Genomic DNA, 14,185 nt, shown 5'->3' with positions numbered 1-14,185 from the left:
CAGGTGATTTGTTTAAAAAGAATTACCACAACTACAAATTAACATGAAAAATTCCGCATTATTTATCGCATCATCTCTGCTTTTTTTAGGAAGTGCAAAATGTTTTGCCCAATATCCGAAGATAAGTCCAGAAGTTCAGGCTCAGGAAAAAGCTATTAAAGAAGAAGCTCAAAGACTTTCTGATGAAGCTTGGACAAAAGCTTTAGTAGTTATTGAAGAAGAAGCAAAACATGGAAAACCATATATTCCGTGGGCAGCAAGACCAACTGATTTACCACAGGCAGAAATTCCTGCTTTTCCAGGTGCTGAAGGTGGTGGAATGTTTACGTTTGGAGGTCGCGGCGGAAAAGTGTACACGGTAACAAGTCTAGAAGACCGTGGACCAGGAACTTTACGTGAAGCCTGCGAGCAAGGAGGAGCGAGAATAATAGTGTTTAATGTTGCTGGAATTATCAGATTAAAAAGTCCATTGATTATTCGTGCGCCTTACATTACAATTGCAGGACAAACCGCTCCTGGAGATGGAATTTGTATTGCAGGAGAATCAACTTGGATTGATACGCATGATGTAATTATCAGACATGTACGTTTCCGTCGTGGAGAAACTTTTGTAGGACGTCGTGATGATGCTATTGGAGGAAATCCTGTTGGAAACATCATGATCGATCACGTTTCTGCAACTTGGGGATTAGACGAAAACATGTCAATTTACAGACACATGTACAACCCTGGACCAGGTTATCCAGATATTAAAGTGGGAACTGTAAATATTACCATCCAAAATAGTTTATTCGGAGAAGCTTTGGATACTTATAATCACGCTTTCGGAAGTACTTTAGGTGGAGAAAACTGCTCTTTCATGCGAAATATGTGGGCTAACAATGCAGGAAGAAACCCTTCTATCGGTTGGAACGGAATTTTCAATTTTGTAAATAACGTAGTTTTCAACTGGTACAACAGATCTACAGATGGAGGCGATTATACTGCTAATTACAACATCATCAACAACTTCTACAAACCAGGACCTGTAACCGATTTAACTCAGCCAATCAGCTATAGAATCTTGAAACCAGAATCTGGAAGAAGCAAATTACCTTATGTGGTTTTCGGAAGAGCTTATGTAAACGGAAATATTATTGACGGCAACGAAAAAGTGACTAAAGACAATTGGGACGGCGGTATTCAGCTTGAAAATAAAAAAGGGGAATTGATGACGTATGATGAAGCAAAAGAGTATTTCGCTAAAATGAAAACTGACAAACCTTTCCCAATGCCATGGTTCCGTCCATTCATGAAAGCAGACGAAGCATATGAATTTGTTCTTAAAAATGTTGGAGCAACGCTGCCAATTAGAGATAAAGTGGACGAAAGAATCGTAAGAACGGTAAAAACTGGAGTTCCAGAATATGCAAAAGGACTAGAGAAAAAGACTTTCTACCAATTCGAACACAGACGTTTACCGATGGATTCTTATAAAAAAGGTATCATCACTGATATTTCTCAAGTTGGAGGATATCCGGAATACAAAGGGAAACCTTATGTAGATACAGACAAAGACGGAATGCCAGATGCATGGGAGAAAAAATACGGTTTAAACCCGAACGATCCATCTGATGCACAAGGAGATTTAAACGGAGACGGATACACTAATATTGAAGATTACATCAACGGTGTAAATCCTGCAATAAAAGTAGACTGGAAAGATTTAGCTAATAACAAAGAAACATTAGTTAGACCTTTATTAGATTTAAAATAAGAAAGACAGAAAAAATTATTTAACACATAGAAACATAGGTTTTTTTATGTGCAAAAGAATATAAAAAAGAAACATGTTTCTAACACATAGCTATGTTTGTTAATACAAGTGAAACGCCTTTAAACGTTACGAAAAACTATGTTTCTATGTGTTTAAAATAATTATACTAAAAAGGAAAAAATCATGGCACTAAATAAAATAAATGCTGGTTTATTATCGCTTGTTTTTGCATTTTCAACTTTAAATGCACAACAGCATTTAGATCCTGAATATGTAAAAGTTACCAACGAAAGAGCTGCAAAAATCGTTACCAAATTAGATTTGAAAAACGAAGCAAAAGAAAAAGCAGTTTCAAATATTATCGCGCAGCAATTCAGAGACTTAACTGAAATTCAGGACGGAAGAGACGCTGAAATTAAAAAAGTGAAAGAAGATGCTTCTTTAGCAAAAGAAAAACAAAACGAAAAAATTGATAAACTGAAAGCAAAAGCAGACGAATCAATTGCAAAACTGCATAAATCTTACATCAAAAAACTAAGTAAAGAATTGTCTGAAGATAAAATCACTGAAGTAAAAGACGGAATGACTTATGGTGTGCTTCCTATTACGGTTGCAGGTTACAATGATATGTTGCCAAACTTAACAGCAGAACAAAAAGACTACATCTACAAAGCATTAGTGGAAGCCAGAGAACACGCAATGGATGCCGGTTCATCTAAAGAAAAACACGGCTGGTTTGGTAAATACAAAGGAAGAATCAACAACTATTTATCGAAACAAGGTTACGATTTAAACAAAGAAAGTGCCGACTGGCATAAGCGTATAGAAGAAAGAGAGAAGAGTAAAACAAAAGATTCTACTGCAAAAGAATAATCTCTTAAAAACTAACTACTATTAACTACACCACAGAATTCAATGCAAAATATTTTTCCCAACCATACTTTAAAGAGAACATTTATGGCGTTGTCATTTTGTTCACTAGTATCATCTGCATATGCCCAATATCCCGTAATTCCAAAACCAGTTCAGGAAAAAGCCGATGCTATTTTGGCTGATGAAGAAAAAAGGCTGAGCGAAATTTGGACAAACAATCTTCATATCATTAAAGAAGAAGCAAAACAAGGAAAACCATATTTGCCTTGGGCTTCATATCCAAAAGATTTTGTTCAGGCAGATATTCCTGCTTTTCCAGGAGCTGAAGGCGGCGGAGCATATACACAAGGCGGACGTGGCGGAAAAATATTTGTAGTTACAAGTTTAGAAGACAGCGGAAAAGGAACTTTCCGTGAAGCCTGTGAAGCGGTTGGAGCAAGAACTATTGTTTTTAATGTTTCGGGAATTATTCACTTGAAAAAAAGAATCAGCATGCGCGCGCCTTACGTAACCATTGCTGGGCAAACCGCTCCGGGTGACGGAATTTGCATTGCCGGAGAAACTTTAGAAATTGATACACATGACGTTATCATCAGACACATGCGTTTCAGACGTGGTGCAACCGAAGTGACAAGAAGAGACGATGCTTTGGGCGGAAATCCGATGGGAAATATCATTGTTGATCACTGTTCGGTAAGCTGGGGATTAGACGAAAATATTTCGTTATACAGACATCAGTTTGCAGCTAATGCAAAATCAAAACTGGAAAAATTACCAGCTTGTAATATCACGATTCAAAATACTATTTCATCAGAAGGTTTAGATACTTATAATCATGCTTTCGGAAGTACAATTGGCGGATTAAATAGTACTTTTATGCGCAACTTATGGGCGGATAACATTTCTAGAAATGCTTCTATCGGAATGTATGGTGACTTTAATTTTGTGAATAACGTAGTATTTAATTGGTGGAATCGTACGCTTGACGGTGGAGATTATCGTTCGATGTTAAATATCATCAACAATTATTTTAAACCAGGACCAATTACACCTGTAAATGAGCCTATTTCGCATAGAATTGTAAAACCAGAATCTGGTTATATTGAACCAAAGCAATATGGAAGAGCTTATGTTTCAGGAAACTTTATTGTCGGTTCTCCAGAAGTTACAGCAGACAACTGGAATGGTGGCGTACAATTGGAAAACCTTACAGAAGCAGAAACGGCAGCATTTTTAGCAGCTATTAAACAGCCAAAACCATTCTCAATGCCAAAGTTTAATATCATGTCGGCAGAAGAAGCTTATGATTTTGTTTTGACGAATGTTGGAGCGACAATTCCGAAAAGAGATGCGGTTGACGAAAGAATTATCAAACAAGTTAAAACTGGAAAAATCGAAGTAAAAGACGGCTTAGAAAATAATATCGGAAAAGAATATATCAAAAGAAGACTGCCAGCTGACTCTTATAAAAAAGGAATTATAACACATCCAGATCAAGTTGGCGGCTATCCAACTTACAAAGGAAAAGCCTATAAAGATTCTGATAATGACGGAATTCCTGATGCATGGGAAAAGAAATTTGGTTTAAATCCAAATGATGCTTCAGATGCCAATAAAGATGCAAACGGAGACGGATATACCAACATCGAGAAATATTTTAACGGAATCGATCCAACCAACAAAACAGATTGGACGAAAACGGAAAACAATACGGATACTTTAGCGAAGCTGAAATCATTATTACAATAGTTAAGTATTCTCAACGCAAACCTGACAGGTTTTTAAAACCTGTCAGGTTTAATAACACAAAGAAAATCCATCTAGTTTGTCATTCCGAGGAACGAGGAATCACACTAGAAGCTCCGCAACAGTGCGTAAATCCCGCGTGAGATTTATTTCATCCGTTCGCTATCGCTCGGGTCTCCTTCGTCGAAATGACAAAATTGCGGAAATGCTTAACTTTAGAAAATTGAAAAATATACTAAAAGTGAATTTCATTAAACAAAATATAGTCCCTTGCTTCAAAAACACATTAGTAATAATGTGTTTTACTATGTCTATGTGTGGCAAGATCACAGCCCAAAACAATTTCCCAGATATCATCAAAACCAAAGAAGGAAAACTTTCTTTCACAACCGATAATCAAGGAAATCAAATCCCTGATTTTTCTTTTGCAGGATACAGAAACTCTGAAGTTGCCATTCCGAATTTGGATAACAAAATTTTTGTTTCGCAGCAAGAAGAAGACGCAACGCAGAAAATTCAAAACGCGATTGATTATGTAAGTGCATTAAAACCAGATAAATCAGGTTTTCGTGGAGCAGTTTTGTTAGACAAAGGAACTTTTAAAATCAGTGGAACACTATACATTAGAAAATCAGGAGTAGTTTTAAGAGGAAGCGGAAATTCCGAAAACGGAACCGTACTTTTAGGAACAGGTTTAGAAAGAGAAGCTTTAATTAGAATTTTAGGCGTAAATGATAAATTGTACAAAGATTCGTTTGAATTTGCAAACGCTTATACGCCACTTGGAACTCAGAAAATCCAATTAAAAAATACTTCAAAATTAAAAGTGGGTGACGAAATTGAAATCAGCAAACCTTTAACGGATAATTTCATTAAAGAAGTAAACATGCAGGATTTCGGCGGAGAAACTTCTTGGATTGGATGGAAAAAAGGCGATTGGATTACAACTTGGAATCGTGTCGTTACCAAAATTAACGGAAACGAAGTAACCGTAAACGCGCCAATCACAATGTCTTTGGATGATGTTTTTGGAACTTCAAAAGTAACTGTTTATTCATGGGCAGGAAGAATCGAAAATAACGGAATTGAAAATATCTTAATAAAATCAATCTACAATCCTTCAAACTTAAAAGACGAAGAGCATCGTTGGCAGGCAATCAGCATTGAAAGCGCTAGAAATGCGTGGGTAAAACAAGTGAATTTCAAACATTTTGCAGGCGGAGCTGTTACGATTTTGAAAACAAGTCAGCAAATTACAGTTGAAGATTGTATTGCAACAGAACCAATTTCAGAAATCGCTTCATTCAGAAGACATACTTTTTATACAGAAGGTCAGCAGACTTTGTTCCAACGTTGTTATTCAGAATTTGGATATCATGATTTCGCTGTGGGCGGATTCGGAACAACAGGTCCAAATGTTTTCGTTCAATGCGAATCACATTTACCTTTCGAAAACAGCGGCACAATTGGAAGCTGGGCAACTGGAGTTTTATTTGACATTGCCAATATCGACGGAAAAGCATTAAGTTATAATAACAGAGAACAAGGCGGAAGAGGCGCTGGATGGACAGCAGCCAATTCTGTAATCTGGGAATCATCGGCATCAAAAGTAGAATGTTACAGTCCGCCAACAGCACGAAACTGGGCTTTTGGAGTTTGGGGACAATTTGGAGGAAACGGACATTGGAAAAACGTAAACGAACATATCAGTCCAAGAAGTTTATTCTACACACAACTAGAAGCCAGATTAGGAAAACTTCCAGTTCAGCCTTTTATCTATGATTTAGGTTCAGAAGCTTCTTCAAGTCCGAGTGTAGAAGTTGCTGCAGAATTGACTAAAAACTCAGCCACAACGGCAAAAAGTTTACAAGAATTGATTGTAGAAGCTTTAAAAGCAAATCCGATTAATACAGACAGTAAAGGTTTAAAAAATGCAAACGATTTAAAAGCGGCATCAAATAAAACAGAAAAATCAGCTTCTAAAGTAACAATAGAAAACGGTTGGTTGACCTTTGAAGGAAAAGTAATTGTAGGAAAACAAACCAATGTTGCTTGGTGGAGAGGCGATTTAACAGACGATTTCGTTAACAAATCTACACCACACATCACGCGTTTTGTACCTGGAAGAACAGGAAACGGATTGACGGATAAAGTGCAGGAAACTGTAGACTATTTGACTAAAAATAATATCGTTGCCTTAGAACACAATTACGGTTTATGGTACGACAGAAGAATGGATGATCACGAACGTGTACGCCGAGTTGACGATGATGTTTGGCCTCCGTTTTACGAACAGCCTTTTGCAAGAAGCGGGCAAGATCTAGCTTGGGATCATTTAAGCAAATATGATCTAACAAAATTCAACGATTGGTACTGGAGCCGTTTAGCGCAGTTTGCAACTCTGGCAGAACCAAACGGACAACTGTTAATCAATCAGCAATATTTTCAGCACAATATTTTAGAGGCAGGAGCGCATTGGGCAAGTTCGCCTTGGCGTTCAGCAAACAATATCAACAGTACAGGATTTCCAGAGCCACCACCTTATGCAGGAGACAAACGTATTTTTATGGCGGAGCAGTTTTATGATATTACGAATGCTCAAAGAAGAAAATTACATGAAGGTTTCATCAGAAAATCATTCGAGAACTTTCAGGAAAACAGCAACGTAATTCAGTTAACAAGTGCCGAGTATACAGGTCCGTTACATTTTATGGAATTTTGGTTAGACCAAGCCCAAAAGTGGAAAGACGAAACAGGTAAAAAAGGGCTAATTGGTTTAAGTGCGACAAAAGACGTTCAGGATGCTATTTTAAAAGATGCTAAAAGGGTAAAAACAGTTGATGTAATCGATATTCGCTATTGGTATTACAAAGAAGACGGTTCAGCTTACGCTCCGCAAGGAGGCGTAAATTTAGCACCAAGACAGCACGCTAGAAAACTGAAAACAGGAAAAGAAACAGATAATCAAGTGTATCGTGCCGTTCGTGAATACAGAGAAAAATATCCTGAAAAAGTCATTTTATATTCAACAGACGGTTCTTCAAGATTCGGATGGCCAGCTTTAATGGCTGGAGCTTCGTTGCCAAACATTCCAAAAATCGAATTACCACAGTTTTATGCCGCTTTAAGCGAAATGAAATTAGTTGACGGAAATACGTTTTCAGACAATCTTTGGAAATTAGAAAATAAAGGAAAAAGCTATCTTTTTTACTTGAAAAACGACCAAGATATTACAATCGATTTATCAAATGAAAAAGGAACATTTGAAGTATTTGCAATCAACGCAACAACAGGAAATATAACAAAAAAAGCCAATATTAACGGAGGAAAACAAGTAACAATTTCTCAAGCCGAAATAAAAGAAAAAGTGCTTTTTGTATTTAAAAAATAGTTAGCCACAGATTTCACAGATTAAAAGGATTAAAATAAAATCTGCGAGAGTAGATTTTCACGCAGATTTAAAAAAGATTTAAGCAGATTTAGTAGATTTTTTAAATTTTAATCTGCGTAGATCTGCCAAAATCAGTAAAATCTGCGTGAAAAAAATTATAGACAAAGCTTGGAAAATCTATTAAATCAGTATAATCTGTGGCAAAAAAAATAGAAACACAATTCAAAAACAAACCAAAATGAATCTGAAAATTAAATCTTTATACGCTCTTTGTATAAGCTTTATGTTTACAGCACAAAGCGGATTTTCGCAATCTGCCAAAACAAAAGCATCTCTGCCTGAAATCAAAGTATCTAAAAATCAGCATTATTTTGTAACCGAAAACGAAAAACCATTTTTCTGGCTGGGTGACACAGGCTGGCTGGCATTCGGTAAACTGGATAGAGCAGGCGTTGATAAATATTTCAAAGACAGAAAAGAAAAAGGATTCAATGTTGTTCAGGTAATGGTTTTGCACAATATAAATGCCGTTAACGTCTATGGCGATGCAGCTTTAATCAACGAAGACGTTTCAAAACCCTTAATTACGGCAGGAAATGATTTCAAAGATGCGAAGCAATACGATTACTGGGATCATGTAGATTATACTTTAGATGTGGCTCAGAAAAACGGAATTTACTTGGCCATGGTTCCAGTTTGGGGAACCAACGTTTCAAAAGGAAATAAAGTAAGTAAGGAACAGGCAATTGAATATGCTAAGTTCTTAGCTAACCGATATAAAAATAGAACTAATGTAATTTGGTTAAACGGTGGAGACACACACGGAAATGAATTCACAGATATCTGGAATGCCATCGGAAATACTTTAAAAACCAACAATCCAAACCAGTTAGTGACTTTCCACCCTTTTGGAAGAACCGATTCTTCAGAGAATTTTCACAACGAAAAATGGTTAGATTTCAATATGTTCCAATCAGGACACAGAAGATACGATCAGGATTCTATAAAAACGAATTTCAAAGAAGACAATTACAAATTCGTCTTAAGAGATTTTGAATTAAAACCAACAAAACCAACACTTGATGGAGAACCATCTTACGAAGGAATTCCACACGGTTTGCACGATAGTCTACAACCAAAATGGACCGCAAGCGATGTCCGCCGTTACGGATATTGGTCAGTTTTATCAGGCGGAGCAGGCTACACATACGGACACAACGCCGTAATGCAAATGTTCAGAAAAGGCGATAAACCAGCGTACGGAAACAAAGAATTATGGACATCAGCGATCAACGCACCTGGAGCAAAACAAATGGTTTATATTAAGAAATTAATGGAAGAATTACCATTTTTAGAAGGAGTTCCAGATGTTTCTTTAGTAGTGAATCAAGGAGAGAAATACGATTATATTCCAGCCATCAGAGGAGAAAAATACGCTTTATTTTACACGTATAACGGAAGAATAATAGAAGTAAAACTAGGAAAAATTGCTGGAGATAAATTCGAAGCAACTTGGTACAATCCAAGAAATGGCAAGAAAACTAAAATTGGAACATTTGATAATAAAGGAACTCAAAATTTTCAACCAGAAGGAAAAAAAGAAGATGGTAATGATTGGGTTTTGATTTTGAAATCTACTAAGTGATTAGTGAAAAGTAAAAAGTAATTAGTGAAATGCAATTTGTGAATATGGAATCACGAATTATCCACAATCTTGTCATTTCGACGAAGGAGAAATCTTCGTTAGTAGCTCAGCATAATTGAGCAACTTTGTAGAGTTTCTTGTGAAGATTTCTCCTTCGTCGAAATGACAAAAAATGAGAGTAAAAATCTGTGCTAATCATTTTAATCTGTGGCAAAATAAAACAACACAACCATGAAAAATATACTAATAATACTCTGCTTCATAACTGGATTAAACACCACTTTCGCAAATGACGGCTGGTTAAACATCCTAAACGAAGGAGGAAACAATAAAGGAATAAAATGCACTCAAGCCATTCAGAATGCAATTGAAAAAGCATCTAAAAATGGCGGAGGAACAATCTTTTTTCCAGCAGGAGAATATTTAACAGGAGCCTTAACACTGAGAAGCAACATCACGATCCACTTAGATTCAGGAGCACTTTTAAAGTTTTCAGAGAACTTTGATGATTTCCTTCCTTATGTAGAAATGCGTTACGAAGGAATTGTAATGAAGAGTTTCCAACCTTTATTTTATGCAAAAGACGTTGAAAATATCACCATCACAGGAAGAGGCGTAATCGACGGACAAGGAAAAGCATGGTGGAATGAAGTGTACCGAATCGAAACAGCCAAAGAACCGCTTCCTCCAACCAAATATCAAACCATGTGGGAAGAGCAAAATAAAGGCCTTTACACAGAACCATATTACAAAAGAACGGTTGATAAAAAGTTTTTCAGACCATCTTTTTTCCAAGCTTACAACTGCAAAAACATTTTAATTGAAGGTGTAACTTTTAAAAACTCGCCTTTTTGGACAATCAACCCAGAATTCTGTGATAATGTAACGGTTACCGGAATTTCAATTTTTAATCCGCATTCGCCAAATACTGACGGAATCAATCCTTCTTCTTGCACCAATGTTCGTATTTCAAACTGCCATATCAGCGTTGGAGACGATTGTATCACGATTAAATCGGGTAGAGACGGCGACGGACGTAAATATGGAAAAGCAACAGAAAATGTAACCATTACAAACTGCACCATGCTAAGCGGTCACGGCGGCGTTGTAATTGGAAGTGAAATGTCAGGCGGAATTAAAAAAATCACGATATCCAACTGTGTTTTTGACGGAACAGATCGCGGAATCCGAATCAAATCGGCTCGCGGAAGAGGCGGTGTTGTAGAAGATATTCGCGTAGATAATATCGTCATGAAAAACATCAAAGAAGAAGCAATCGTTTTGAGCCTTTTCTACGATAAAGGAACTCAGGTTGAACCTGTAACGGATAAAACGCCGATTTTCAGAAACATCCACATGAGCAACATCACAGCTTCAAACGTAAACAAAGCTGGACAGATTTTGGGAATTACCGAAATGCCAATTCAAAACATCACTTTCTCCAACATCAATATGGACGGAAAAGAAGGTTTTACAGTAAGTACAGCGACAGATGTTGAATTTCACGATGTAAAAGTAAATGCAACAGTAGGTTCTTCTTTCAAAATATCAGATTCAAAAAACATCATTTTAGATAATGTTGGATCTTCAACAGCCATAAAAGGCGTCCCAGTTATTAAATTAGACAATGTTTCTAACGCGTTGATTAATAATAATTTTCCATTCAATTCAACCGATATTTTTATCGAAGCGGATGGAAAAGACACTAAAAACATTTTCCTGAAAAATAATGTTTTAAATAACGTTACAACGAAAATCAAAAAAGGCGCTTCTTTAGATAAAAAAGCAATTACAGAATAATAAATCGGTGAGCCAACTTTGTCAAAGTTCGAAACTTTGACAAAGTTTTAAACGTAACAAAATGAAAAAAATACTCATCATATTAACCCTCTCACTTTTTGCGATTAGCTATTCGCAGAAAAAGAAAGATTTATATCTTTTTACGTCCTTTAGAGAACCTGCAACAGAAGGTTTATATTTGGCATACAGCGAAGACGGTTACAATTGGAAAGGATTGGAAGGATCATTTTTAAAACCCGAAATCGGAGCCAGTAAAATCATGCGTGATCCGTCCATCACAAAAGGTGCAGACGGAACTTATCACATGGTTTGGACAACAGATTGGAAAGGCGGGAACGGTTTTGGATATGCAAGTTCAAAAGACCTGATTCATTGGTCGCAACAGGAATATATTCCAGTAATGAAAAACGAACCAGAAGTGGTAAACGTTTGGGCGCCGGAGATTTTTTATGATGATGTCAAAAAAGAATACATTATTATTTGGGCATCTACAATTCCATTCCAATTTGAAAAAGGAGTGGAAGAAGAGAAAAACAACCACAGAATGTATTACGTAACGACAAAAGATTTCAAAACGTTTTCGGATACAAAATTATATTACGATCCAGGTTTCAGTGTAATTGATTGTGTGATTGTCAAAAAAGGAAAGAAAGATTATGTTTTGGTTTTGAAAGACAACACAAGACCCATGCGAAACATAAAAGTAGCCTTCGGAAAATCGCCTTTAGGTCCGTTTCAAAAAAGTTCTGAACCTTTAACCGAGTATTTATCAGAAGGTCCAACAGTAGTGAAAGTCGGTAAAAACTGGTTGCTGTATTATGATAATTACGGTTCAAAAAATTATAAAGCGTTAAGCACAACAGATTTTGTTCATTTTGAAGATGTATCATCCAAAATAAGCCTTCCCGAAGGACACAAACACGGAACAATTACAACAATCTCTGAAGACGTTTTAAAGGGATTAATTGATAGAAAATAAATTATATAGCCACAGATTGCACAGATTAAAATGATTTTTAAATTATTAGTATTTAATTAAAAAATAATCTTTTTAATCTGTGCAATCTGTGGCAAAAAATAAAATACCAATGATTACTTTCCAAAATATAAAAACCAACATCATTACAACAGCCACAATCTTTTTGGCTTGTACCGCTGTAAATGCACAAAACGATACTGTTCGTTATGTTGGCAAAACACTTTCAAACATCGATTACCATCACGGACAGTTAAGTCCAGCGGTTGGAGTTCACGCTACGCAAATTATGCGTGCAAGCCGTGAACACCCTGAAAAAGCAGATGGTTTCGGATGGACGTACAATCACCAGCCAATGATGGCGTATTGGAATAATACATTTTATTTACATTATTTAAGCGATCCATCAGGCGAACATATTCCGCCAAGCCAAACTTTATTAATGACTTCTAAAGACGGTGTAACTTGGACAAAACCAGAAGTGATTTTCCCAATTTATAGAATTCCTAACGGATGGAAGAAAGAAGGCGTTGAAGGCGTTGCCAAAAATCTTGATGCGATTATGCACCAGAGAATGGGCTTTTATACGTCAAAAGACAAAAGACTTTTTGCTTTAGCCTATTACGGAATTGCCATGGATGAGAAAGACGATCCAAACGACGGAAAAGGAATTGGACGCGTAATCCGTGAAATCAAGAAAGACGGAAGTTTTGGCGAAATTTATTTCATTAGATACAATAAAACTTGGGACAAATCGAAATCGAAATTCCCATTTTATACCACATCAAAAGATAAAGGTTTGAAAAAAGCCTGCGAAGAAATTTTATCAGAACCATTGGTTTTACAGCAATGGGTGGAAGAAGCCGATCGTGATGATGAATTGATTCCGCTACAGAAACCATACAAAGCGTTTAGTTATTATCATTTACCAAACGGAAATGTAGTTGGTTTATGGAAACACGCTTTAACTTCTATCAGCAAGGATGGTGGAAAATCTTGGGATTACATGCCATTGCGTGCGCCAGGATTTGTAAACAGCAACGCCAAAATCTGGGGGCAAAAAACGTCAGACAATCGTTATGCGACGCTTTATAATCCGTCAGAATATCGATGGCCTTTGGCAATTTCTACAAGCGATGATGGACTGAATTATAAAGATTTATTATTGGTTCACGGAGAAGTAAGTCCGATGCGTTACGGTGGAAACTACAAATCTGCTGGTCCGCAATACGTTCGCGGAATTACAGAAAAGAATGGAACTCCGCCAGACGGAAAAATCTGGGTGGGTTACAGTATGAACAAAGAAGATATTTGGGTGGCATCGATTCCAGTTCCTGTTACTTCGGTGGTTACCGAAAATGTAAATGACGTTTTTAATAATCTTCCTGACGGACAAGAATTAAAATTGTGGAACACATATGATCTTTCTTGGGCATCAACAAAAATCGAAAAGAAAGCCGATGGTAAAAAATGGCTGACGTTAAGAGATCAGGATTATTTTGACTATTCACGTGCCGAAAGAGTTATTCCTTTTGCATCAAAAATGGAAGCTGTTTTCACAGTAAAACCAGAACAAAATAATCACGGTTTATTGCAGGTCGAATTCCAAAATAAACAAGGTTTGCCATCGGTAAGATTGATTTTTGATTCGGATGGAGAATTAAAGGTAAAAAATGGTGCGCGTTTGAGTTCGGTTACAAAATACGAAGCAAACAAAGCGTATACAATCACAGTTAAATTAGATGCTAAAAACCGTCAGTACACTGTAAAAGTAAATGATGGAAAAGAATCAACAAAGATATTTTATGCGCCAACAGATGGTTTTGAGCGAATCATGTTCCGAACAGGAGAGCAAGGACATACGCCAAATCCAGACACAGCGCCAGATACAGACGATTACGACGACCTGCCTCAAACTGGAAAATTAATTCCAGAAGCAGTATTCAATATCGAATCGTTGATTACTAAAAAGTTATAATTATTTTACCATTAAGAGAT

Annotated in this window: 8 protein-coding genes; all 8 read left to right on the top strand. The window is 36.6% G+C overall.

Features of this window, described 5'->3' with window-relative positions:
* The first annotated feature begins 43 nt into the window (after window positions 1-43).
* The 8 genes from PQ462_RS13960 (at window position 44) to PQ462_RS13925 (ending at window position 14,165) form a co-directional block, all read left to right on the top strand.
* Complete coding sequence (locus PQ462_RS13960; RefSeq protein WP_274250429.1) at window positions 44-1,756, top strand: polysaccharide lyase; 1,713 nt, start codon at window positions 44-46, stop codon at window positions 1,754-1,756.
* A 183-nt stretch (window positions 1,757-1,939) separates the two neighbouring features.
* Window positions 1,940-2,629, top strand: coding sequence for a DUF3826 domain-containing protein (locus tag PQ462_RS13955; protein WP_274250428.1), 690 nt, complete (start codon window positions 1,940-1,942; stop codon window positions 2,627-2,629).
* A 42-nt stretch (window positions 2,630-2,671) separates the two neighbouring features.
* The gene (locus PQ462_RS13950) at window positions 2,672-4,378 is read left to right on the top strand and encodes a polysaccharide lyase (protein WP_274250427.1); all 1,707 of its coding nucleotides are present in this window, start codon (window positions 2,672-2,674) and stop codon (window positions 4,376-4,378) included.
* 292 nt (window positions 4,379-4,670) lie between these two features.
* Complete coding sequence (locus tag PQ462_RS13945; protein WP_274250426.1) at window positions 4,671-7,766, top strand: DUF6298 domain-containing protein; 3,096 nt, start codon at window positions 4,671-4,673, stop codon at window positions 7,764-7,766.
* 238 nt (window positions 7,767-8,004) lie between these two features.
* Entirely contained in the window at window positions 8,005-9,411 is a 1,407-nt protein-coding gene (locus tag PQ462_RS13940; RefSeq protein ID WP_274250425.1) for a glycoside hydrolase family 140 protein, read from the top strand.
* 231 nt (window positions 9,412-9,642) lie between these two features.
* A complete protein-coding gene (locus PQ462_RS13935) occupies window positions 9,643-11,211 on the top strand; it encodes a glycoside hydrolase family 28 protein (RefSeq protein ID WP_274250424.1) in 1,569 nt (522 codons plus the stop codon).
* Between the two features lie 61 nt (window positions 11,212-11,272).
* A complete protein-coding gene (locus tag PQ462_RS13930) occupies window positions 11,273-12,190 on the top strand; it encodes a glycoside hydrolase family 43 protein (RefSeq protein WP_274250423.1) in 918 nt (305 codons plus the stop codon).
* A gap of 109 nt (window positions 12,191-12,299) precedes the next feature.
* Window positions 12,300-14,165 (top strand): six-hairpin glycosidase, encoded by a 1,866-nt coding sequence (locus PQ462_RS13925; RefSeq protein ID WP_274250422.1) that lies wholly within the window; start codon window positions 12,300-12,302, stop codon window positions 14,163-14,165.
* The last annotated feature ends 20 nt before the right edge of the window (window positions 14,166-14,185 follow it).

The organism is Flavobacterium sp. KACC 22758, from assembly GCF_028736135.1.
Lineage (GTDB): Bacteria > Bacteroidota > Bacteroidia > Flavobacteriales > Flavobacteriaceae > Flavobacterium > Flavobacterium johnsoniae.
The sequence above is the reverse complement of the archived record's forward strand: the minus strand, read 5'-3'. Positions and strand labels throughout refer to the sequence as shown.